At 52.1% G+C, this 21,653-nt stretch carries 24 protein-coding genes; 4 read left to right on the forward strand and 20 right to left on the reverse strand.

Annotated elements, in window-relative coordinates:
* Positions 1-6: 6 nt before the first annotated feature.
* The 10 genes from dagF to pmbA all read right to left on the reverse strand — a co-directional run bounded on the left by dagF (position 7) and on the right by pmbA (position 7,688).
* Positions 7-747 (reverse strand): 2-dehydro-3-deoxy-phosphogluconate aldolase, encoded by a 741-nt coding sequence (gene dagF / locus OGX97_RS05470; RefSeq protein WP_198802584.1) that lies wholly within the window; start codon positions 745-747, stop codon positions 7-9.
* The gene (locus tag OGX97_RS05475) at positions 744-1,862 is read right to left on the reverse strand and encodes a DgaE family pyridoxal phosphate-dependent ammonia lyase (protein WP_235125648.1); all 1,119 of its coding nucleotides are present in this window, start codon (positions 1,860-1,862) and stop codon (positions 744-746) included. The genes dagF and OGX97_RS05475 overlap by 4 nt, the downstream gene beginning before the upstream one ends.
* Positions 1,846-2,979 (reverse strand): amidohydrolase/deacetylase family metallohydrolase, encoded by a 1,134-nt coding sequence (locus OGX97_RS05480; RefSeq protein WP_235125650.1) that lies wholly within the window; start codon positions 2,977-2,979, stop codon positions 1,846-1,848. The genes OGX97_RS05475 and OGX97_RS05480 overlap by 17 nt, the downstream gene beginning before the upstream one ends.
* Before the next feature lie 111 nt (positions 2,980-3,090).
* Entirely contained in the window at positions 3,091-3,735 is a 645-nt protein-coding gene (locus OGX97_RS05485) for a DUF4310 family protein (protein ID WP_003830379.1), read from the reverse strand.
* Between the two features lie 11 nt (positions 3,736-3,746).
* Positions 3,747-4,523 carry a DUF4311 domain-containing protein gene (locus OGX97_RS05490; RefSeq protein ID WP_003025764.1) on the reverse strand — a complete coding sequence of 259 codons (777 nt, stop codon included), beginning with the start codon at positions 4,521-4,523 and terminating at the stop codon, positions 3,747-3,749.
* A gap of 23 nt (positions 4,524-4,546) precedes the next feature.
* Entirely contained in the window at positions 4,547-4,846 is a 300-nt protein-coding gene (locus OGX97_RS05495; RefSeq protein ID WP_235125653.1) for a DUF4312 family protein, read from the reverse strand.
* A 2-nt stretch (positions 4,847-4,848) separates the two neighbouring features.
* Positions 4,849-5,211 carry an SFCGS family glycine-rich protein gene (locus OGX97_RS05500; protein WP_003830384.1) on the reverse strand — a complete coding sequence of 121 codons (363 nt, stop codon included), beginning with the start codon at positions 5,209-5,211 and terminating at the stop codon, positions 4,849-4,851.
* A gap of 10 nt (positions 5,212-5,221) precedes the next feature.
* Positions 5,222-5,530 (reverse strand): glycine dehydrogenase, encoded by a 309-nt coding sequence (locus OGX97_RS05505; RefSeq protein ID WP_003025758.1) that lies wholly within the window; start codon positions 5,528-5,530, stop codon positions 5,222-5,224.
* 332 nt (positions 5,531-5,862) lie between these two features.
* Positions 5,863-6,249: a cytochrome b562 gene (gene cybC, locus OGX97_RS05510; protein ID WP_003025756.1), complete on the reverse strand. Its 387-nt coding sequence runs from the start codon at positions 6,247-6,249 to the stop codon at positions 5,863-5,865.
* 86 nt (positions 6,250-6,335) lie between these two features.
* A complete protein-coding gene (gene pmbA, locus OGX97_RS05515) occupies positions 6,336-7,688 on the reverse strand; it encodes a metalloprotease PmbA (protein ID WP_279850985.1) in 1,353 nt (450 codons plus the stop codon).
* A 95-nt stretch (positions 7,689-7,783) separates the two neighbouring features.
* On the opposite strand from pmbA, the gene yjgA reads away from it, so the two are divergent.
* Entirely contained in the window at positions 7,784-8,335 is a 552-nt protein-coding gene (gene yjgA / locus OGX97_RS05520) for a ribosome biogenesis factor YjgA (protein WP_008786039.1), read from the forward strand.
* A 99-nt stretch (positions 8,336-8,434) separates the two neighbouring features.
* Here yjgA and mpl read toward each other — a convergent pair whose 3' ends face one another.
* Positions 8,435-9,811, reverse strand: a complete 1,377-nt coding sequence (gene mpl / locus OGX97_RS05525) for a UDP-N-acetylmuramate:L-alanyl-gamma-D-glutamyl-meso-diaminopimelate ligase (protein WP_003830388.1) — start codon at positions 9,809-9,811, stop codon at positions 8,435-8,437.
* 175 nt (positions 9,812-9,986) lie between these two features.
* Between mpl and fbp the strand changes: the two genes are divergently transcribed.
* Positions 9,987-10,985, forward strand: a complete 999-nt coding sequence (gene fbp / locus OGX97_RS05530) for a class 1 fructose-bisphosphatase (protein WP_003830390.1) — start codon at positions 9,987-9,989, stop codon at positions 10,983-10,985.
* Between the two features lie 76 nt (positions 10,986-11,061).
* On the opposite strand, the gene OGX97_RS05535 is transcribed toward fbp, so the two are convergent.
* The 5 genes from OGX97_RS05535 to ytfQ form a co-directional block, all read right to left on the reverse strand.
* Positions 11,062-12,174: a methyl-accepting chemotaxis protein gene (locus OGX97_RS05535; protein ID WP_008786037.1), complete on the reverse strand. Its 1,113-nt coding sequence runs from the start codon at positions 12,172-12,174 to the stop codon at positions 11,062-11,064.
* Positions 12,175-12,277: 103 nt separating this feature from the next.
* Positions 12,278-13,279, reverse strand: coding sequence for a galactofuranose ABC transporter, permease protein YjfF (yjfF, locus tag OGX97_RS05540; RefSeq protein WP_008786036.1), 1,002 nt, complete (start codon positions 13,277-13,279; stop codon positions 12,278-12,280).
* A complete protein-coding gene (gene ytfT / locus OGX97_RS05545) occupies positions 13,266-14,288 on the reverse strand; it encodes a galactofuranose ABC transporter, ATP-binding protein YtfT (protein ID WP_003830397.1) in 1,023 nt (340 codons plus the stop codon). The genes yjfF and ytfT overlap by 14 nt, the downstream gene beginning before the upstream one ends.
* Before the next feature lie 13 nt (positions 14,289-14,301).
* Positions 14,302-15,804, reverse strand: coding sequence for a galactofuranose ABC transporter, ATP-binding protein YtfR (gene ytfR, locus OGX97_RS05550; protein WP_048215067.1), 1,503 nt, complete (start codon positions 15,802-15,804; stop codon positions 14,302-14,304).
* Positions 15,805-15,907: 103 nt separating this feature from the next.
* The gene (ytfQ, locus tag OGX97_RS05555; RefSeq protein WP_008786033.1) at positions 15,908-16,864 is read right to left on the reverse strand and encodes a galactofuranose ABC transporter substrate-binding protein YtfQ; all 957 of its coding nucleotides are present in this window, start codon (positions 16,862-16,864) and stop codon (positions 15,908-15,910) included.
* Positions 16,865-17,173: 309 nt separating this feature from the next.
* Between ytfQ and ppa the strand changes: the two genes are divergently transcribed.
* Complete coding sequence (ppa, locus tag OGX97_RS05560) at positions 17,174-17,701, forward strand: inorganic diphosphatase (protein WP_003025726.1); 528 nt, start codon at positions 17,174-17,176, stop codon at positions 17,699-17,701.
* 111 nt (positions 17,702-17,812) lie between these two features.
* Here the strand turns inward: ppa and OGX97_RS05565 are convergent, their stop codons facing one another.
* The 4 genes from OGX97_RS05565 to tssD all read right to left on the reverse strand — a co-directional run bounded on the left by OGX97_RS05565 (position 17,813) and on the right by tssD (position 20,234).
* Positions 17,813-18,079 (reverse strand): colicin immunity domain-containing protein, encoded by a 267-nt coding sequence (locus OGX97_RS05565; protein WP_224759905.1) that lies wholly within the window; start codon positions 18,077-18,079, stop codon positions 17,813-17,815.
* 7 nt (positions 18,080-18,086) lie between these two features.
* Positions 18,087-18,338, reverse strand: coding sequence for a MarR family transcriptional regulator (locus OGX97_RS05570; protein WP_198802572.1), 252 nt, complete (start codon positions 18,336-18,338; stop codon positions 18,087-18,089).
* 546 nt (positions 18,339-18,884) lie between these two features.
* Positions 18,885-19,094: a DUF4926 domain-containing protein gene (locus OGX97_RS05575; protein WP_060682836.1), complete on the reverse strand. Its 210-nt coding sequence runs from the start codon at positions 19,092-19,094 to the stop codon at positions 18,885-18,887.
* Positions 19,095-19,106: 12 nt separating this feature from the next.
* Entirely contained in the window at positions 19,107-20,234 is a 1,128-nt protein-coding gene (gene tssD / locus OGX97_RS05580; RefSeq protein WP_235125675.1) for a type VI secretion system tube protein TssD, read from the reverse strand.
* A gap of 332 nt (positions 20,235-20,566) precedes the next feature.
* Between tssD and yncE the strand changes: the two genes are divergently transcribed.
* Complete coding sequence (gene yncE / locus OGX97_RS05585; RefSeq protein WP_057066562.1) at positions 20,567-21,637, forward strand: 7-bladed beta-propeller protein YncE; 1,071 nt, start codon at positions 20,567-20,569, stop codon at positions 21,635-21,637.
* Positions 21,638-21,653: the final 16 nt, after the last annotated feature.

Raw genomic sequence — 21,653 nt, forward strand, 5'->3', positions numbered from 1 at the left:
AGTCAGTTAGCCTACGCAGGCCCGGGTCATCGCCATCAGCTGGCGTACGTCGTCCGGACGAGTGTTACCACTCACCTTATCAATAATCGAACTATAGATGTGAGGAATGATTTTACTCACTCCGGCATCGAGGGCAATTTGCAGGATTTCAGTGAAATTATCCAGATCGATACCGCCGGTTGGCTCCAGCCAGAAGTCATGACGGGCGCAGGCCTGCGCGACCGCAATGTACTCGTCACGGCATTTCAGGCCGCCCATCGGGAAGTATTTAATTGAGCTACCGCCCATGTCTTTGAGCAGCGCAATCGCGGTTTCTACCGACACAATACCTTCCGGCGACTGGCTGCTTAGCGGACCAGTGGAGATTTTCACCCTGCCCGGCGTGCCGGTTGGCGAGACCAGACCATTGACCACTGTCTCCTGCTGGCCCAGCAGCGCGCGACTGGTGGCCACGCCGGTAAAGACCTGATTGACATGCTGTGGCTGCACCTGACGGGAGATTTCACTGACCATCGCCGACTGGTTAGGATCGCCCGCCCCCAGCCCCACGGAGAGCGCATTGTCGATAAAGGCCGCGTATTCACGCATATCCGCTACTGCGCTTGCGACATCCGGGTAATTTTTTGACAATACGCCAACCAGCACGTGTCCTTCCGCCGCCGCATAAATATCCCGGGCATTTTCTTTGGAGCCTGCCAGCACGTTCAGGCAGACGCGGTCGCGATAAAAGTTAGGGGTCAGTTTCATGCGTTTTTCTCCTGCGAAATCACTTCACCAATTCGACGGGCCACAATCTCCAGCTGCGCGCGATCGACGCTGCGCACATCGGCTTCGATAATGCCTTCATTGGCTTTGTAACCACGGAAGTAAATCGCGTACTCCCCCTGTTTCAGCGCGTCGACCAGTTCCCCCGTGGCGATCCCGGTTACCGCTTCATCAAACTTAATTTCCGTGCGTGCGATGTCGCGCCCTGCACTATCCCACACCACGCGGGCGCTCACGCCGTTAAGCTGGTTCAACTCATTAATGAACGGCGTCATTTTCTCGACCATCTCCGCGCCGCTCTCTTTCTGCGCGTTCAGATACAGTTCGATGGCGCAGGTCAGTCCAAGAATTCCCTCTTTGCCCACCTTCATCGCCCGGCCAATCCCCGCCGTCTGGCGCTTCACCCACTCAACATATTGGGTTTTACCAATCACCAGACCGCTGGTTGGTCCTTCTATCGCCTTGGCGCCGCTATAAATCACCAGATCTGCACCAACCCGGTAGTAGCACTGCAAATCCTCTTCCGCCGCCGCATCCACGATCAGCGGCAGATTATGCGTACGCGCCACCACCGCAGCCTGCTCCACGCTGAGCATACTTTTCTGGACGCAGTGGTGAGATTTGATATACAGAATGGCCGCCGTACGCGGTGTAATGGCCGCCGCCAGCTGTGCCGCGGAACATTCGTTGGCATAACCGGCTTCCACTAACTTGCCGCCGCCAAGCGCTACCATGGTGCCCACCGGTGCGCCAAAGTTGACGTTGTGACCTCTGGGCAGCACGATTTCGTTGTTCTCGATGGGCGTGACGTGCAGGTTCTCCAGCAGCCAGTCGCTGTCTTTAACCAATACGCCAGCCACCGACAGGGCGATCCCGGCCGATGCGCAAGAGACAACCGTTGCCCCCTCCACTTCCAGTAATTTCGCGATGTAGTCGCCGGTTTTATTGACCAGGTCTTTCATCTCGAAATATTGGTTCATCCCCGCCATCGCGGCTTCAACCACTTCTGGTCGCGGCGTGGAAACGCCGAGCGCCGTCATGCGGCCGGAGGTATTAATCACCTGTTTTAAATCGTATTTCTCAAAAATCGAAGGCATGTTCCGCGCTCCCTTGTTCGGTCATATAGCCCTTGCCCGCACGTATTGCGGCAAGCGGCACCAGCAGTTGTTCAGCCTGCAGGCTGTCGTTTTCTGCATCTACCAGCACGGTTGGCTGGCGCTTAAGCGTAAAGAGGGTTAAATCGGCATCCAGACCGATCCGCAGCCGCCCCTTCTGTTTCAGGCGCAGACCATCGGCGGCATTGGCGGTAACGCATTCAATGACCTGCGGAAGCGACATCCCAATGGCGAGGAATTTCGACATCACATTCGCCAGGGAATGCACCGGGCCGCTGATACGGTTACGACAGTAAATATCGGAGCTAATGGTGTGCGGCAAAATACCCAGTTCGATAGCGCGTTTTGCCACCGCAAAGCTCAGGCTGGCGGTGCCATGCCCAACGTCCAGACGCACGCCGCGTGAAATCGCCCGCGTCACTGACGCCCGTAGCTCACCTTGCGGTGTCAGAATGCGATTCGGCTTACCGTTGTAACAGTGGGTAATGATGTCACCCGCGCTCAGGCGTTCGGCGATCTCATCCAGGTCCGGCGGGTTGTTGCCGATGTGCACCATCAGCGGCAGGTCACCGTTCTGCGCTTGCATCGCTTTGGCGCGATCCAGCGGCGTGATGCCATTTTCACCGACTACGCTGCTGCTCATACGTGCCTTCAGACCGACGATAAAATCAGGGTGGCGTTTCACCGCCTCTCGCACCGCATCAGCGTCAATATTGACCATGTTGGCCAGCTCGTTCTGGGCAATAAGCCCAACGCGGGAGATATTCAGCAACGCGTACACTTCGGTGGCAGCTTCCCGGGTCAGGGTGTAAAAATCGTCGATGTCATCCGCTCCGGTGCTGCCCGCATCCACTACGGTAGTGACGCCGGTCGCAATACCAACGCTATCCGGCTGGTCGTGGTAAATCGGGGATTTCGGGTAGCAATGAACGTGGGAGTCAATCCAGCCTGCGCTGACGTAGCACTCACCGCCCAGCTCGATGGTTTTCAGCGCCGGACCATCAACGTCACCCAACGCCGCGATCTTGCCGTCTTTGAGCGCAATATCGCTCACCGTATCGTCAACGAGGCGCGCACGGCGCAGGAGTAAATCAAACATGTCTCTCTCCTGTTGAAATGGGGGCGGTCGTGTAGGCCTGATAAGCGCAGCGCCATCAGGCGTCATTGTCGGATGGCGGCTGCGCCTTATCCGGCCTACAACGACACACCATCAACTAATGGCAATCGGGAAAATAGACCCGAGGATCATTGCGCCGAGGATCGCCCCGCCGGTAATCGGTTTTTGCCACAGGTAAAACAGCAGCGCACCCGCCAGAGAACCGATTCCGATAGGAATAGAAGCCGTCATCGCGCTGAGGATAATCAACGGTCCGAGGAAGCGTCCGGAGGCGTTACCGGCCCCCATCATGACGTCCGCACCGTAGGTCGAGTCGCTCTGGTTGATGGTGAACTTACGCGCCAGAATGATGATGTAGCCAATCGCCAGACCAATCACCAGACCGGTGACCAGCGAGGCGGCGAAGTTGGCGACCGGGAAGATAATGCCCGCGCCCAACAGCAGCGCCGGAACACCTAACCCAACCCCGGTTTGAATCGCCCCGCCGATATCCAAAATCCCCACCAGCGAACCTTCAATGATGCGGGCAAACAGGAAGCTTGCGCCAAATGCCGCCACCGCTCCGTAGGAGCCGGTATCCATTCCCGCCTTCAGCATCGCCACAAAAGCCACTTCGTTAAATGCGCCAATACCGTACAGGTAGTACATGTGTGTTCCGGCAAACACGCCAGAGGAGAGCAGGCCCACGAAGATCGGGAACGACCAGTCAGCGAACCAAAAACCTTTATTCTGTTCCATGATGACCTCCGTTATTTGCCGCTGAGCGAGTTGTGGATAAGTTCGAGCCAGTTAGGCACGGTCAGATGGAAGGATTCGATCATCTTCATGTCGAAGCCACGGAAGAAGCCGCTCAGGACAAACAGCGCGACGATAGCCACCATCATCACTTTAGTGACGTGGTTCCAGCCGCTCTCTTCAACACCTTTGCCGATCAGAATGCCGAGAACCAGACCCGGAACGGCGTTACCCATGATCAGCTGCGCCGCGCCGCCAAAAACGGTGGCCCAGAAGCCAGATTTCTTACCGGCGTCGATCGCCGCCAGCCAGAAGATTACTGGCATCACGGTGTTAACCAGCAGGTTAGCCGCGGGCACCAGCACCTTGACGGCGGTAACCTGCAACGCTTCCGGTACGGATGATGCGGTGAGGTTCAGGAAGGTCACCACGATCATCCCGATAACGCCGCAGGCAATTGCCATGCGTTTGGGGTCGTGCAGCGTTTCACCGACGTTGCGATTTTTAATCATCAGCGCGGCGGCGCCCCAGTTGGGGATGATGCGATGGTCGACGTCCTGCGTGAACGCCCCCGCCGCAACAGAGGAAGCCCAGGCGTTAAAGAAGAAGCCCAGGCCGAACGAGAAGTGAGACGCCGGATCCCCTTCGCAGGAATTCAGTTCTCCCAGAGTACGAAACGCGCCCATCCCTTGAGTGGTAGGCGCATGAAACATGCGTGCAGCCCCAGCGCCGACACCAACGCCAACCAACGCGCCGATGATGAGCGATTTTATTAATATTATCAGGAACATAATTATGCCTTTTAATAGAAAAATCAGCGTTGCGTAACGAAATCCACCTTGTCGAGATTGATGGCACTCACGTTGACGGTCACGTCCAGCTCCACGCTGAAAGTGCGTCTTTCCCGGCGCAAAAAGAGGAATAAAAACGCCTCTTTACGCACCGATTCACGCGCTTGAACAACCTGCACATCCTGTGGCTCAATACGCAGTAAGATATGCGGCGACGCTTTCATCACCGCAGCCTGAACGTGGTTCAGGGCATCGGCAAAGGCGCGAGCTTTGGTCTCGCCCTTACCCGTGACTCTCACCGTGGTGGTGAATTGCTCTTTCATGCTTAAGCGCCGTGTTTCTTTTGCCACGCCTGCACCAGGCGCTCGCCGAGCTCTTCTTTGTCCATAAAGCCGAATCCCAGTACGTTGCACCCTTCGTTGATGGCGGTTACCCCTTCATCGACCGAGCGCATGCCGTATTTCGCCTTGTAGCCGTATTTGGTCTGTGCGGTAATCGCTCCCGCACCACCGCTGCCGCAAAACGAGATACCAAAGGTGGCGTTTTCCGCTTTCATCACGTCACCCAGCTTCATATCTGCTGCAACGCCCGGCACCACAACGGCACGACCACCCGCTTTCTCTACGCCTGCCGCCACTTTCTGGCCTTTACCCAGACGATCGCCAATCACTACGGTAATCTGTTCCATCTTTTGCTCCTTAAAGGTTGTCTTTCGCGACTTCGAAGTGCACCGACAGCAGCCAGGCCTCTTCCTCAGGAAGATTGCCAAACTCGGCGACCACGTCGCGGGCAAGCGCCATTGATTCGGCAGATATTTCATCAAACAAGCTGGCATCGACCTCTGGTAAGGGTTCACCCGTTACCGAGCGGTGCGCCATGGCGCGAACATGCGACGTCAGCATCTGTTCCTGTACGGCGTTGGGAATAATGTTGCGTTCACGCAGCAAGGCATACACCTGCGCCAGCATGCGGTCGGCCAGTTCCACCGATTCCCCCATGTCATTCATTACAGCTCCGTTATTCACTCGTCTTACCCCGTTAATGTCTCTGAGGATAAATTAGCGACGGAGGTTATGAGTTTGTAGCGAGTTGTTTTCCACTTCGAAGTGGAAAGGTGTGCAGCGATAGTGATCTGTGCCGCAAAAAGAGCTGGAACCACGATTTATCACTGGAAGAATGTGATTGAGATCGCAAGAGCGAGCAGAAAAATGGAAGGAAGTGCGAACAATGAATGGGCGATAAAAATGAAAAAATGTGATGGGTATAGCGTTTACTTATGGGGCGTGCAGTAGCGGGGTGTTGTATCCGACCTACGGGTATGCAGGCCGGATAGCGCAGATTAGCGGAACTTCTTGTGGTTTTCGTTGCGCGTGGTTTTCAGCTCTTCCGCAACAGCTTTCGCCTCTTTAACTTTACCTTCGTTCGCCAGCTTCAGCGCGCCGTCAATCTGGCCGATCAGCGTGTCAAAACCGTGACGGAAATCCTTCATCTCCGGGCTATCCGGGGATTTGTTTTCCAGCTTCGGCGGCGTTCCCTTTTGCGCGTCCAGCGCAGCTGCACGCATTTTGGTTAACGCATCTTTCAGTTCGGTCGCATTATCCGTTTTTTCGACGATTTTCAGGTTGTCGTTGAGGATCCCCATATCGTCTTCGAGATCGGCTGCAAACGCAGAAGAACCAAGAACCAGCGTTGAAGCTGCGACGATCGCTAACAGGTGTTTACGCATTGCTCACTTCCTTTTTTATTATTCAAAAATAAACAAACGCCAGATACCCTCAATAATTCACGCCACAGCTTGAAGTATGACGGATATTATTGCCCGGCGATCTTCATCTCCGGCAACAGGACCGAACCACACTGAATATTACTGCGCGTTTCAATATCGTTGCCGACGGTGACGATATTACGCCACATCTCTTTTAAGTTACCGGCGATGGTAATTTCACTCACCGGGTACTGAATTTCACCGTTTTCGACCCAGAAGCCCGCCGCGCCGCGCGAGTAATCGCCGGTAATGCCGCTTACGCCCTGTCCCATCAGCTCGGTAACCACAAGACCTGTGCCCATCTCTTTGAGCAACTGCTCGAAGCTTAGACCCTGTCCCGGAATTCGCCAGTTGTGGATCCCGCCTGCATGACCGGTGCTCTTAAGCCCCAGCTTACGTGCAGAATAATTGGTCAGCAGCCACTGAGTCAGCACACCGTCTTTAATAATGTCGCGGCGTTCGGTCCGTACGCCTTCGCTGTCGAACGGTGAAGACGCCAGCCCTTTCAGCAGGTGCGGATGTTCTTCAATGGTCAGCCATTCCGGCAGAATTTGCTTGCCCAGCGAGTCGAGCAGGAAGGTGGATTTGCGGTACACCGAGCCGCCTGCAATGGCGCCAACCAGGTGTCCGAACAGTCCGGTCGCCACTTCATTGGCGAAAATCACCGGCGCTTTCATGGTGGAAAGCTTACGCGGAGACAGGCGTGATAAGGTACGGCGAGCACAGTCAGCCCCCACCCACTCCGGCGTTTGCAGATCGCCCATCGCCCGACCAATGGTGTAGGCGTAATCGCGCTCCATATCACCATTTTCTTCTGCGATTACGCAGCTGGAAAGGGAATGGCGCGTGGAGCAGTAGCCCTGCAGCATACCGTAGCTGTTGCCAAACACTTTGATGCCATAGTGGCTGTTAAAGCTGCCACCTTCGGTATTGGTGATGCGTTTGTCGGCCTGTAGTGCCGCCTGTTCAGCGCGGGCAGCCAGTTCGATAGCTTCGTCAGGGGAAACTTCCGCCGGGTGAAACAGGTCCAGATCGGGCGCATCAAAGGCCAGCAGTTCTTTATCTGCCACGCCCGCGCACGGGTCCGGCGAAGTGTAACGTGCAATGTCCAGCGCGGCCTGCACGGTGCGTGCAATCGCCTGCGGGCTTAAATCGGTGGACGATGCGCTGCCCTTACGGTTCTGGTGGTAAACCGTAATCCCCAGTGCACCATCGCTATTGAATTCGACGTTCTCCACTGCACCATAACGGGTGCTGACGCTAATACCCGTGGTCTTGCTTACAGCGACTTCCGCGCCATCCGACTTACCTGACGCTAATTCCAGTGCTGTCGAGACTGCTTCTTCCAGAATCTTACGCTGCGCTTCAACTTGTGAGATTACTTTCATCGCAAATGCCATAATGTAGAGAGAGTTTCTCTGAAGTCTAACAGAGAACCGTTTTTCAGTGCGCATCTTAACTGGTAACATTAGCCTCTTTTTTTAAGGAGCCTGACATGACTAAGCAGCCCGAAGACTGGCTCGACGACGTTCCCGGTGATGACATCGAAGACGAAGACGATGAAATTATCTGGGTCAGTAAAAGTGAAATAAAACGTGACGCCGAGGAGTTAAAACACCTGGGTGTGGAACTGGTAAAACTGGGGAAAAACGCGCTGGATAAAATCCCGCTCGATGCGGATTTACGTGCCGCGATTGAGCTGGCCCAGCGTATTAAGATGGAAGGTCGCCGTCGTCAGCTGCAGCTGATTGGCAAAATGTTGCGCCAGCGCGATGTTGATCCTATCCGTCAGGCGCTGGACAAGCTGAAAAACCGTCACAACCAACAGGTCGTTGTCTTCCATAAGCTGGAGCAACTGCGTGACCGTATGGTTGACGGTAGCGATGAAGCTATCGAAGAAGTGATGAACCTGTGGCCTGACGCCGACCGTCAGCAACTGCGTTCGCTGGTGCGTAACGCCAGGAAAGAAAAAGCGGGCAACAAGCCGCCAAAATCTTCCCGCCAGATCTTCCAGTATCTGCGTGAACTGGCGGAAAACGAGGCCTAACCTCTTCGTCCGCCGAAAGTGCCGGATGGCGGTGCAAATACCTTATCCGGCCTACGATCCGTTGTAGGCCCGGTAAGCGTAGCGCCACCGGGCATTTTTTTACTCTTCTTCTGCCTGAGCTTTCTTCGCCAGACCATCCAGCAGTTTTTGATGAATACCGCCAAACCCGCCGTTGCTCATCACCAGAATGTGATCGCCAGGCTGTGCGGTTTTCACCACCATATCTGCCAGTGCATCCACATCGCCGCTCCAGTGTGCCGGCTGAACGCAGGCTTCAGCGACTTCTGCTACCTGCCACGGAATGTGCGGGGGTTGCAGCAGGAACACTTCGTCTGCACGCCCTAACGACGGCGCCAGGTCATCTTTGCACAGGCCCATTTTCATGGTGTTCGAGCGAGGTTCCAGCACCGCGATGATGCGCGCCGTGCCGCCCACTTTACCGCGCAGTGCCGCAAGCGTTGCCAGAATGGCCGTCGGGTGATGGGCAAAATCGTCATACACCGTCACGCCATTGGCTTCACCGCGCAGCTCAAGACGGCGACGGGCGTTGATGAACGAGCCCAATGCATTGGCCGCATCCGCAGGCACGACGCCAACATGACGCGCGGCTGCAATTGCCATCAGGCCGTTGTGCATGTTGTGCTCGCCCACCAGGCCCCACTTCACTTCGCCGACTTTTTCACCGTCCAGCCACACTTCCCACTCGGAGGCATCGGTGGTCAACTTTTTCGCCTGCCAGTGACCTTGTTCGCCCACCAGCTCTTGTTCGCTCCAGCAGCCCATCGCCATCGTCTGTTTCAGATTGATGTCATTTTCCGGGTAGATGATGCGTCCCTGGCCCGGCACGATACGTACCAGATGGTGGAACTGTTTCTGAATAGCTTTCAGATCGTCAAAGATGTCCGCGTGATCGAACTCAAGGTTATTGAGGATCAGCGTGCGCGGGCAGTAATGCACGAATTTAGAACGCTTGTCGAAGAACGCGCAGTCGTACTCATCCGCTTCAATCACGAAGAAGTCGCTCTCGCCGAGGCGCGCGGAAACCTCAAAGTTGCCCGGAACGCCGCCGATCACAAAGCCAGGTTTATAGCCGCAGGCTTCGAGGATCCAGGTCGCCATTCCGGCGGTAGTGGTTTTGCCGTGCGTACCCGCAACCGCCAGTACCCAGCGATCGCGCAAGACAAAGTCATGCAGCCACTGCGGGCCTGACATGTACGGAATGTTCTTTTCCAGCACCGCTTCCACGCACGGATTACCACGGGTCATGGCATTGCCAATGATCACCAGGTCCGGCTGTGGGTCGAGCTGGCTGGCATCGTAACCCTGAATCAGATCAATGCCTTGCTTCTCAAGTAAGGTACTCATCGGCGGATACACATTGGCGTCCGAACCGGTTACTTCATGACCGAGCGAGCGCGCCAGCATCGCCAGACCGCCCATGAAAGTGCCACAAATTCCCAAAATATGAATGCGCATACGTCACTATCCTTTTTTAATCTGGGGGCCATTTTACGCACATGTCCGGCAAGTGAGAAACGCATTTCAGGATATTCCGCAGTTTGCTGGCGCGATTCACCTAAGCGCAACAAAGGAAATATTTGTTAATATTGTTGCGGTCGCTTTACTCCACATAAATTGCAGGGAAAGTGTTATGAAAACGTTAGGTGAATTTATTGTCGAAAAGCAGCACGAGTTTTCTCATGCTACCGGTGAGCTCACTGCTTTGTTGTCGGCAATAAAGCTGGGCGCCAAGATCATCCACCGCGATATCAATAAGGCCGGTCTGGTCGATATCCTGGGTGCCAGCGGTGCTGAGAACGTGCAGGGAGAGGTTCAACAAAAACTCGATCTGTTCGCGAACGAAAAACTGAAAGCTGCACTGAAGGCGCGCGACATTGTGGCGGGCATTGCCTCAGAAGAAGAAGATGAAATCGTCGTCTTTGAAGGCTGTGAACACGCTAAATACGTTGTGCTAATGGATCCGCTGGATGGCTCATCCAACATCGATGTTAACGTCTCTGTCGGTACGATTTTCTCTATTTACCGCCGCGTAACCCCAGTCGGCACACCGGTCACGGAAGAGGATTTCCTGCAACCGGGCAACAAGCAGGTTGCTGCAGGTTACGTTGTTTATGGTTCTTCCACCATGCTGGTGTATACCACCGGCTGTGGCGTACATGCCTTCACCTACGATCCTTCTCTGGGCGTATTTTGCCTCAGCCAGGAACGTATGCGCTTCCCGGCGAAAGGCAGCACGTACTCCATTAACGAAGGTAACTACATCAAATTCCCGAACGGCGTGAAGAAGTACATTAAATTCTGCCAGGAAGAAGATAAGCCAACCCAGCGCCCGTATACCTCGCGCTACATTGGCTCTCTGGTTGCGGATTTCCATCGCAATCTGCTGAAAGGCGGGATCTACCTGTACCCAAGCACCGCCAGCCACCCGCAAGGGAAACTGCGTCTGCTGTATGAATGCAACCCGATGGCCTTCCTGGCCGAGCAGGCGGGCGGCAAAGCCAGCGATGGTAAAGAACGCATTCTGGATATCACCCCAGAAAGCCTGCACCAGCGCCGCTCCTTCTTCGTGGGTAACGACCATATGGTTGAAGATGTAGAACGCTTTATCCGCGAGTTCCCGGACGCGTAAGTATCATTCATCGCACGGACGTAGGCCGGATAAAACGCGTAGCGTTGCCATCCGGCCTACAAAATCCATCGTCTGCTTACGCTTTCTGTAGCTTAAATACGGCCATTGCTTCGATTAGCGCTGAAGACTGCTCTTCCAGAGAGCGGGTAGCCGCTGAAGACTGCTGCACCAGCGCCGCGTTTTGCTGCGCCGTTTCATCCATCTGAATTACCGCGATATTCACCTGCTCTATGCCGCGACTCTGTTCCTGGGACGCACTGGCAATTTCACGCATCAGTTTGGTCATACGCATAACCTCGGTCGCGATTTCATCCATGGTTTCGCCCGCCTGCTGCGCCAGTTCACTGCCTTCCCCCACATGGGTATGCGAATCGCTGATTAGCGTACGGATCTCTTTGGCCGCCTCGGCGCTGCGGCTGGCCAGATTACGCACTTCTCCAGCAACAACCGCAAAGCCCCGTCCCTGCTCACCAGCCCGCGCCGCTTCAACGGAAGCATTGAGCGCCAGAATATTGGTCTGGAAAGCAATGCCGTCAATCACGCTGAGGATATCGGCGATTCGGCTGGAACTGCCGGAAATATCGCGCATTTTCTCGATCACATAGCACACCATTTCGCTACCGCGATCGGCAGTATCCGACACCGATTTTGCCAGCTGGTGCGCCTGTTCCGCGTTCTGCGCATTCTGTTTCACCGTCGCCGTGAGTTCTTCCATGCTGGCGGCGGTCTGCTCCAGCGAAGTGGCTGTCGATTCAGTGCGTTGCGCCAGATGCTGGTTACCGGCCGTCAGTTCACGACTGCCAATATCAATTTGCGAGCTGGCATCGCGTACGCGCTGTACCGAGTCGCCCAGCGCATGGCGCATGTCATCCATTGCTGCGTTCAGGCGGTTGAATTCGGCGCTGGCCGACAACGCGGTAACCGGCGACAAATCCCCCGTAGCCAGACGTTCCAGTTGCTCAACCATGTTATCCAACGGTTTGAGAAACTTATTTCGCAGCATAAACCAAATGACCGCCAGCAATGCGATAGCAGCCAACATTGCAGCGCTCATAATACCGTGATAAATCAACGAGGTAATGACACGTGTAGACGCATATAGCCCCATGCCACCGGTCAGTAGCAGCAGGAACGTCAGCAGAGACAATAACACCAACAAACTTGATCGAATTGAAAGGGATTTTGGCATCGTTATATTTCCGGTTGTAGGGTTAAAACAGACCTGTACAGAACCTATCGACTACAACCGGAAAAAGTTTAGGTATTTAAATGTTTTGTGCAAAATCAGGATGTTACTTTGGTGTTGCCGCCGTACCCACTCGGGTAACCGGCGAGCTTTGACGATTTTCCCAAAGCACCGTCAGACCGCGTTGTAACGCTATAAATATAAACAATAAAATGCCAATCGCGATCTTCGTCCACCAGGAACTTAATGTGCCGTCAAAATTAATGTAGGTCTGGATCAGCCCCTGAATGGCGACGCCAAACAACGTCCCTAACACTGTACCGACCCCACCGCTGAGCAGCGTTCCGCCAATCACAACTGAGGCTATCGCATCCAGTTCGACGCCAACGCCCGCCAGCGCATAGCCCGCCTGGGTGTAAATGGAAAAGACAATGCCGGCAAGCGTCGCAAGCCCGGTAGACAGCATATAAATGCGGATGGTGGTGCTGCGGGTTGAGATGCCCATCAGGTTGGCAGAGGTGGCGTTGCCGCCAATCGCGTAAACCTGATTACCAAAGCGCGTACGGTGCGCCAGGAATATGCCGATGACGACAACCGCCAGCATCAGCAATCCCATCGCGCTCAGGCGACCACCGCCGGGAATTTTCCATGCCAGGCTTGAGAGCGTGTCATAAACCGGATGATTAATCGGTATAGATTCTTCAGAGACCAGATAGCTGACGCCGCGCAGGAAGAACATTCCCGCCAGGGTGATAATAAATGCCGGGATCTTCAGCGCATCAATCAGTAACCCCATAAACGCACCAAACGCGCAGCCCATCAGCAAAACCAAAGGGAACGCCAGCAGCGGAGAAATGCCCCAATAGCCAATGGCCTTTGCCAGAAATACGCCGGTAAAGGCGATCACCGAGCCAACGGAAAGGTCGATCCCGCCAGAGAGGATTACGAAAGTCATGCCTACGGCAATGATGCCCAGAAAGGCGTTATCGGTCAGGATATTGCAAATGACCCGGGTGGAAGCAAAAGCGGGAAACTGCGTCAGGCAGTAGAGATAACCCAGCACAAACACGCCGAGGGTGATCATCAGCGGTAAATTACGTTTTATCATGACCACGCACTCCTTTTATCAGGCTGATAAAGCGTTGCGACTGCACGACCAGCACACACAACACCACCACGGCTTTGACCACCTGATTCAGTTCCGGCTGGAAGCCCGACAGCAAAATCCCGGTGTTCATGCCCTGAATAATCAATGCGCCTACCACCGACAGCAGCAGGTTAAAGCGCCCGCCCATCAGCGACCCGCCGCCGATAACCACCGCCAGGATGGCATCCAGCTCCAGCCATAATCCGGCGTTATTGGCATCCGCCCCGCGAATGTCTGCCGTGACGATAATGCCAGCGATAGCCGCGCACAGGCCGCTCAGCACATAGGTGAGCATCACGATAATGCGGGTGTTCACTCCGGCGTTTTTTGCCGCACGAATGTTGATACCCACCGCTTCGATAAACATACCCAGCGCCGTTTTCCGCGTCAGCAGCCAGAACACCACCAGCGTGAGCAGTGCAATAATTACCGGCGTAGGGAACAGTAAGAGCGAGCCGCTGCCAAACCATGACAGTTCGGGCGAGTTAAAGGTGACGATCTGCCCGGAAGTGATAAGCTGCGCCACCCCGCGCCCGGCCACCATCAGGATTAGCGTGGCGACAAACGGTTGGATCTTGAGGATGGCCACCAGAATCCCATTCCACAGCCCAGCCAGAATGCCGGAGCCCAAGGCGGCAAGCAGCACTACCGGCAGACTGTGCCCGGCCACCGTCATCGCCGCGGTAGTGGCGCCAGCAATAGCCATGACGGCCCCCACGGAAAGGTCGATGCCACCGGTTGCAATCACCAGCGTCATACCAATCGCCAATAGCGCCACGGGCGCGGCACGGTTGAGAATATCAATCGGGCTACCGAACAGCCGACCATCCTGCAAAATCACCTGGTAGAAATGCGGGGCGACCAGGCTATCCACCAGCAGCACCAGCAGTAACGCCACCAGCTGTGGCATCCCCTTTGGCCAACGGAACCGCCGTTTAGACGGATTGGATTGAGGGAGAGATTGAGGCATCACCATAGTCTCCTTAGGCCGCAATGGCATTCATGATCGCCGGTACGGACAGTTCAGCCAGGGGGATCTCGGCCACCTGTTTGCGATCGCGCATAATAATGACCCGATCGGCATAGCCCACTAACTCTTCCAGTTCGGATGAAATGACCAGCAGCGCCAGACCATCCGCGCACAGCGTTTCGATCAGGCGGATGATCTCCGCATGCGCGCCAACGTCGATCCCACGCGTGGGTTCATCGAGGATCAGGAACTGCGGTTTGGTCAGTAACCAACGCGAGAGCAATACTTTTTGCTGATTGCCGCCGGAGAGAAATTCGATCGGCTGCTCAGCGTTCGGAGTACGAATACCAAGCTGGCGGATAAAACGCTCGGCAATCTCGTTTTGCTCTTTCCGGGGAATAGGCCGCAGCCAGCCGCGCTGCGCCTGCAATGCCAGAATGATGTTTTCCCGCACCGAAGCAGCAGCAATAATGCCATCCGTTTTGCGATCCTCCGGACAGAAGCCGATCCCCAGACACGAAGCCTGATGTGGCGATCGCAAGGTCTGCGGTTTGCCTTTGATCAGCGCACTTCCGCTGTCGGCGGGTTTAATACCGAAGATCACCTCCGCCGTTTCCGTTCGCCCGGATCCCAGTAGTCCGGCGAGACCGACGATCTCACCGGGACGCACCTGTAGATCAAATGGCGCGATGGTGCCTTTTTTGCCAAAGCCGCTGAATGCCGCCACCGGTTTATCACTCAGCAACGTGCGGCCCGCACGCTGTAGCGCATGGGTATCCAGTTCACGGCCCAGCATCATTTTGACCAGTTCGATCTGAGGCAGTTCTCGGGTTTCACGGCAGCCAACGAAGCCGCCGTTACGCAGAACGGTAATGCGATCGCTGACCTGATAAACCTGATCAAGAAAGTGGGTGACGAAGATCAGGCTGACGCCCCGATCGCGCAGATGCCGCATCAGGCCAAACAGCATTTCAACTTCCTGGGTATCAAGGCTGGCGGTCGGCTCATCAAGGATCAGCACTTTCGCGGAGAGATCGATCGCCCGACAGATGGCGACGATTTGTTGCATCGCCACGGAAAAGCGGTTCAGCGGCTCGCGCACGTCGAGGGAAAAACCGTATGACGCCATCAGCTCCGTCGCGCGTTTTTCCATCTGCTTGCGCTGAAGCAGGCCAAAGCGCCGCGGTTCACGACCAATAAATAAGTTATCGGCAACCGACATATTGGGCAGCAGGTTCACTTCCTGGTACACGGTGCCAATCCCCAGTTGTTGGGCATGGGCGGTGTTTTTGGGGGTGATCGGTTGGCCTTCAAGCCAGATAGTGCCGCGATCGGCATGGTAAACGCCGGTCAGCGCTTTGATGAGCGTCGATTTGCCGGCTCCGTTTTCTCCCAGCAGCGCCATAATCTCACCACGACGCAAGCTGAAATCCACGTTATCCAACGCTTTGACGCCGGGAAAGAATTTGCTTAATCCTTCGGTGCGGAGGATTTCCTGATGTTGGTCGGTGGTCATGGTTCCCCCTGCATCACGCCGGATGGCGCTACGCTTATCCGGCCTACAAAAGAGCGTAATGTAGGCCGGGCAAGCGCAGCGCCCCCGGCATTTTCATGAAGGCTTAGTAGCCCATGTTTTTCTTCTTCTCTAACTCTTCTTTTGCCGTATCCGGCAGATAGAGGATCGACTTGGTAATGGTCAGCTTCTCAGGCATCGTGCCGTCTTTTTTGAATTTCTCCAGTGCGTCGAATGCCGGGCCGGCCATATTCGGCGTCAGTTCGACGCTGGCGTTGGCTTCACCGTCAATCATCGCTTTGTAGATATCCGGTACGCCATCGATAGAACCGGTGAGAATATCTTTGCCAGGTTTCAGGCCCGCTTCTTTGATCGCCTGAATCGCACCGATCACCATGTCATCGTTGTGGGCGTAAACCATACAGATGTTCTTGCCGTTGTTTTCCGCTTTGATAAAGCTCTCCATCACTTCTTTCCCTTTACTGCGGGTGAAGTCACCGGACTGAGAGCGAATAATTTTGATGTTTGGCGCATTAGCGATAGCTTCAGCAAAGCCTTTCTTACGATCGATCGCCACGCTGGCCCCAACGGTCCCTTGCAGCTCAACGACGTTACACGGCTTGCCATCCACTTGTTTAATCAGCCAGTCGCCGATCAATTTACCTTCCAGCACGTTGTCGGCGGTGACGGTGGTCATATAGAGAGATTTGTCTTTTACATCGATGGAACGATCGAGCAAAAAGACCGGAATGTCGGCATCTTTAGCTTCTTTTAAAACCGGCTCCCAACCCGTTGCCACGACCGGCGCAATAAAGATGGCGTCGACGCCCTGCGCAACAAATGAGCGGACTGCTTTAATCTGGTTTTCCTGCTTTTGCTGGCCATCAGCGATTTTCAGCGTAATTCCCCGCTTTTCGGCCTCGCTTTTCGCGACGTTGGTTTCTGCGGCGCGCCAGCCGGATTCAGAGCCAACCTGCGAAAATCCTACGGTTAAAGGGGCTGCCATTGCCATAGACGACATGGCTGCCGAAACTGCTGTGACTAAAAGTAAGCGCTTCCACATAAGTGCGTCCTCGTAGGGTGATTATTGTTGGTTAATTAACCGTTGCGAAAAAACTATAGACAATTGAGCATGTAACGGATTGCGTTACATCACACTTCAAAAAAGTAAATAAAACGTTAATCACAACTTTGTAATCGCTTTCATCTCACTATGAAAAATGCGGCTGAAGATATGGATTTTTCTGTCACGAGAGAGAGGTAAAAAGAAGAAAATGCACGCAGAGAAAGCGAAAACAAGCGGAGACATTCCGCGCGAGTTGGCTATAATACCCGCCACTTGTTTGCCATAGCTTATTTAAAGGAAACAGACATGAGCTTACTCAACGTCCCTGCCGGTAAAGACCTGCCGGAAGATATCTACGTTGTTATCGAGATCCCTGCGAACGCAGATCCGATCAAATACGAAGTTGACAAAGAGAGCGGCGCCCTGTTCGTTGACCGCTTCATGTCCACCGCGATGTTCTATCCGTGCAACTACGGTTACATCAACCACACCCTGTCTCTGGATGGTGACCCGGTAGACGTTCTGGTCCCGACTCCGTACCCGCTGGAGCCAGGTTCAGTGATCCGCTGCCGTCCGGTTGGCGTACTGAAAATGACCGACGAATCCGGTGAAGATGCGAAACTGGTTGCGGTACCGCACACCAAGCTGAGCAAAGAATACGATCACATCAAAGATGTGACCGACCTGCCGGAACTGCTGAAAGCGCAGATCACCCACTTCTTCGAACACTACAAAGATCTCGAAGCGGGCAAATGGGTAAAAGTTGATGGTTGGGACAACGCTGAAGCTGCTAAAGCTGAAATCGTTGCTTCCTTCGAGCGCGCGAAGAAGTAAGTTCGCTTTCTAAGTCAGCATAACTGATTGAAGCCCCTCGTTTTATGAGGGGCTTTTTTTGATGCAGTGACTCGCCCTGAGTGGTGATGCATATACGGATCAATCGATCCCTCACCACCACTTATTCAAAGAAGCGACTTCACTTAGCAAAGCACAATCATCCAGATCATTGTCATCTCTGAGTTTAGGATCAGAACAATAAAGATCTAAAGCTGTAAATACGCTATCTACATACAATTTTGTATTTTCATCAATTTCATTTATATCATCAGAGTCCCTATAATTTCGCCAGGCAACACTATATTGCTTATCAAACTCTGAAGCGGATAGCACACCGGAAAGAAAGGAATCGATTAACCACTGACTGGCATTGGTCATTCTGCTATTAATCTCCTGAATGATGGTTTTTTACATACTCATGCCCTTCATCAGTAACTCGATAGTCAGGTTGAGTAGCATTTTCGATATCAATGATTTCTACAAGGCCCTGATCAGCCAAGCTATTAACAATTCTGACTACATTACCAAAACCTGGAATATCTCTTACAGAAAGTACCCGATCAAGAAGATAACAATTCCAGTCTTTGTCTTTCTCAGCCATAACTTTCAGTACGTTAAATTCAATATTCGCAATCATTTATAACATTACGCCATTAACTTCAGATAGGGTTTAGTTTCAAAAAAAAGATCCTGCTCCTTTTCATTAATTAATACATTTTCTCCTAACGGTATTTGTGTTCTTGAAATTCTCACTCCGTGACCACACGATTCACACCAAATGAGCCTCCAGCCAACATAACTATCTACGAACCCAAAGTATTGATAAGAAAGACCTTTAGAACCAAAAACTAAACAATCAGTAGATGCGAATAAACTGTTATCCCTTGGTATGTGATTCATCCAGTCATGATATGTAATTGACTTCATTTATTGATTGAATCTCTTTATACATATAATCACAGGCATCATCTTCCATAATAAATTCGACAACTCTCGTTCTTACCACTTTTCAAAGTAATAAACTATCCATTTATCAATTTCAAAATCAAGGTATAACTACTCATTAGGCAATCCTCCGTTTAGTGAATAGAGAGGTTTTGATACCTTTTCTTTCTCAAGAAGATTTTTAACTCATTTTCTTTCATAATAAAACCATAGCCCCATATTCTCCGCAGTCATATGGTCACGGAATATAAGTAAAATCTTTGGTCAGTTGCTCCGATGATAGAGCCAAAGATGCAATAGTCTTTCCTTCTTTGTCACAAAACTCAACTTCGTAAGCTAATGACGGTGAGTAATACACATCAATAACTGCACCGACCTGACCCTTCGTTAAACCATCGCCTGGCAAATCAACATTCAGAAACACAACGTCTAAAGGTGATAATTTCATTATTTAGCCTTACTATTTTACATAGATGGTCGTCATACGAGGCACTAGCGAGTCAGTCTCATACATCCAACCTGTACGAACTATCGCGGTTTCTCCGTTCACCCCAATAATCGGTATATCGACGGACATTCTTTGACCAAATTTATCATAGGCCCCTAACTCAGCAGAGCTAGATATGATTCCCTGCTGAACTCTGGAAACTAAGATCCCTGCATTAGATGGGTTAAAACCCAAAGCTGATTCGAAAACTCTCGCTTTATTCCCCCCAACAGGATGCTCTGGATTTAAAGCATAAGATGCCATTTTTTTCGGATCGATAACTGCATGTTTGGCATTGAGTAATGTTTCAGCCTCTGATGTGAACCCTTTTAAATAAGGGGATTCAAGGGATGGAATCTTACTATAATTCGATATCTCAGCCAGCGCACTGGCCGTACTCAACTTACCAATCCCTAACCCTGCAGTTATTGAAGCCCCCGCAATCAGCAATCCCTTGGTCTGGTCATTAATTATCTGATTAAAACCGATAGGTGCATCACCCCCCAATTTTTCTGCAGTGTCCCTGAACCCCTCGATGTTGCCGTTATAAATCCCCCCTGCCGCCAGCAGTCGACCTATACCAGCGCTGTTAAGGGTTTGAGTCTGGGGTTTCGGCACAGGAACAAACAACTTATTGTATTCTGCAGGCAGAGCAAGATAGCTAAACTCAGTATTACTTATCAGATGTTTACTGAGAATATAATCATAATCAACAGATATTGTTTCTGTATGTATCTCGTCTTTTATAACTCTCATCTGAATGCTTGATATCGATGCACCTCTGAGCTGAATATAATAATACCTCTCCCATTGACCATATCTATTTATGCGATAAAACCAAAACTCTAGAAACAGGTTTTCATTGTTATTAATCGCATTCATTAATAGTGGTGAGCTTTTATCTATTTGCTTACTGAATGTTAAGTTCTGTAGATTCGTACCGTTACCTGTACTCGCTACTCCTGCAACCAGAGAAAAAACAAATATTTCATTCACATGATTCTGTTGCCAACGATTACCGACTGAATCAGTTGTGCCACATCCATCAGAAATATCGGTTTGTTGTTCACCAATAAGTTTAAGATAAACAATATTGCTCATCCATTACTATCCTCCCTAGTTAGTAAATTTATACACTGAGTAATATTGCCTATGGCGTTAAATTATTTATACCAGGCAGATCAAATTAAATAAATTATATAATCATAAATACGAAGAATATTATTTCAGGAATAATTAGATATATTTATTAACATAACCTAATTGCAGTAACGTCAACTGAGCTATCGTGATTTTTGCTATAAATACCCATACATAAAACATGGCCATATACACCTACCAGATTGGGTAGTCACATTTCATTTATCTTAATTGCGAATGAGATTAGATCTCATTATCATTCTCAGCATGTAAATAAATGTGAATAAAAGTCAATGAACCTCCACAATGTGAAGTCCCTGAAACGCTATTCCTGCGTGGCTCTCGCCACAGCACTGTTATTTACCAGCCTGTCCAGCGTGGCGCAGACGCTACCTGAGCAAGATTTTCTGACCCGCGACGTTGGCAACGGCGTATATGAACTGGCGGTTGATAGCCAGCAGAATGCGCTTTTTGCTGCCTCGTCGCCGTCGTTTGATAAAGATAAAACCAGCGGGCTTATCTATAAACTCGATCTGGAGAAACTCACCACGACTGAAGTTATCGAAACCAGCCGTCGTGCCTTTGCCACTGCCCTGGATGCAGAAAACCAGGTGCTGTATGTCGGCAACACGCTGGAGGGTTCGGTCACGCTCATTGATACCCGCAGCGGTAAAGAGCTGGCGATACTGCAACTGAGCGAAGCCAAAAACCCGAAAGAAATTGTCCATACCCGCGAAATGGTGCTCGATAAACAGCATCACCGCCTGTACGTTTCCGGCGTGGCTGAAAAGGGTATTGTCTGGGTGGTGGATACGCAAAAGCGCGAGAAAATCGCCACCCTTGAAAACATGGGCCAGTATCCGACCGGCATGGCCGTAGATGCCAATAAGAACCGCCTGTATGTCGTAAATGGCCGCAACGAACTTATTACGCTGGATACCACTAACCATCAAATTATTAACCGCTTTAGTATTGAGCCAGGCAAAAAACATTTTTTCCTGAATATTGCTTTGGATGCAAAAAATAATCGCGCATTCCTGACCGATCCTGATTTAGCGGATGTACTGGTTGTTGATATTAATACCGGTAAGGTTATTGCGCCCATTAAGGTTATCAACTCGCTGGCAGTGATATATAACGAAAAGCGCCAGGAAGTGTATATCACCCACCGTAATGCAAAGCGTATCAGCATTGTGGACAGCAAGACTTATCAGGTAAAACAAAGCATTGAAACCAATGCGTTACCTAATAGCCTGGCGCTCTCGTCTGATGCCAACACTCTGTATGTCAGCGTCAAACAGCCGGAAAAAACGGCAGGTGTGAAGCCCGATTACATGCTGAAAATCGACCTCTCCAAATATTAATAATTAATAACGCTTC

This window comes from Citrobacter sp. Cpo061, assembly GCF_030332845.1.
GTDB classification, from domain to species: Bacteria; Pseudomonadota; Gammaproteobacteria; order Enterobacterales; family Enterobacteriaceae; genus Citrobacter; species Citrobacter portucalensis.

Bases quoted from the DNA above. Each gene is read 5' to 3' on its own strand.
- dagF (WP_198802584.1), bottom strand. From the start codon at position 747: ATGAAACTGACCCCTAACTTTTATCGCGACCGCGTCTGCCTGAACGTG.
- OGX97_RS05475 (WP_235125648.1), bottom strand. From the start codon at position 1,862: ATGCCTTCGATTTTTGAGAAATACGATTTAAAACAGGTGATTAATACC.
- OGX97_RS05480 (WP_235125650.1), bottom strand. From the start codon at position 2,979: ATGTTTGATTTACTCCTGCGCCGTGCGCGCCTCGTTGACGATACGGTG.
- OGX97_RS05485 (WP_003830379.1), bottom strand. From the start codon at position 3,735: ATGGAACAGAATAAAGGTTTTTGGTTCGCTGACTGGTCGTTCCCGATC.
- OGX97_RS05490 (WP_003025764.1), bottom strand. From the start codon at position 4,523: ATGTTCCTGATAATATTAATAAAATCGCTCATCATCGGCGCGTTGGTT.
- OGX97_RS05495 (WP_235125653.1), bottom strand. From the start codon at position 4,846: ATGAAAGAGCAATTCACCACCACGGTGAGAGTCACGGGTAAGGGCGAG.
- OGX97_RS05500 (WP_003830384.1), bottom strand. From the start codon at position 5,211: ATGGAACAGATTACCGTAGTGATTGGCGATCGTCTGGGTAAAGGCCAG.
- OGX97_RS05505 (WP_003025758.1), bottom strand. From the start codon at position 5,530: ATGAATGACATGGGGGAATCGGTGGAACTGGCCGACCGCATGCTGGCG.
- cybC (WP_003025756.1), bottom strand. From the start codon at position 6,249: ATGCGTAAACACCTGTTAGCGATCGTCGCAGCTTCAACGCTGGTTCTT.
- pmbA (WP_279850985.1), bottom strand. From the start codon at position 7,688: ATGGCATTTGCGATGAAAGTAATCTCACAAGTTGAAGCGCAGCGTAAG.
- yjgA (WP_008786039.1), top strand. From the start codon at position 7,784: ATGACTAAGCAGCCCGAAGACTGGCTCGACGACGTTCCCGGTGATGAC.
- mpl (WP_003830388.1), bottom strand. From the start codon at position 9,811: ATGCGCATTCATATTTTGGGAATTTGTGGCACTTTCATGGGCGGTCTG.
- fbp (WP_003830390.1), top strand. From the start codon at position 9,987: ATGAAAACGTTAGGTGAATTTATTGTCGAAAAGCAGCACGAGTTTTCT.
- OGX97_RS05535 (WP_008786037.1), bottom strand. From the start codon at position 12,174: ATGCCAAAATCCCTTTCAATTCGATCAAGTTTGTTGGTGTTATTGTCT.
- yjfF (WP_008786036.1), bottom strand. From the start codon at position 13,279: ATGATAAAACGTAATTTACCGCTGATGATCACCCTCGGCGTGTTTGTG.
- ytfT (WP_003830397.1), bottom strand. From the start codon at position 14,288: ATGCCTCAATCTCTCCCTCAATCCAATCCGTCTAAACGGCGGTTCCGT.
- ytfR (WP_048215067.1), bottom strand. From the start codon at position 15,804: ATGACCACCGACCAACATCAGGAAATCCTCCGCACCGAAGGATTAAGC.
- ytfQ (WP_008786033.1), bottom strand. From the start codon at position 16,864: ATGTGGAAGCGCTTACTTTTAGTCACAGCAGTTTCGGCAGCCATGTCG.
- ppa (WP_003025726.1), top strand. From the start codon at position 17,174: ATGAGCTTACTCAACGTCCCTGCCGGTAAAGACCTGCCGGAAGATATC.
- OGX97_RS05565 (WP_224759905.1), bottom strand. From the start codon at position 18,079: ATGACCAATGCCAGTCAGTGGTTAATCGATTCCTTTCTTTCCGGTGTG.
- OGX97_RS05570 (WP_198802572.1), bottom strand. From the start codon at position 18,338: ATGATTGCGAATATTGAATTTAACGTACTGAAAGTTATGGCTGAGAAA.
- OGX97_RS05575 (WP_060682836.1), bottom strand. From the start codon at position 19,094: ATGAAATTATCACCTTTAGACGTTGTGTTTCTGAATGTTGATTTGCCA.
- tssD (WP_235125675.1), bottom strand. From the start codon at position 20,234: ATGAGCAATATTGTTTATCTTAAACTTATTGGTGAACAACAAACCGAT.
- yncE (WP_057066562.1), top strand. From the start codon at position 20,567: ATGAACCTCCACAATGTGAAGTCCCTGAAACGCTATTCCTGCGTGGCT.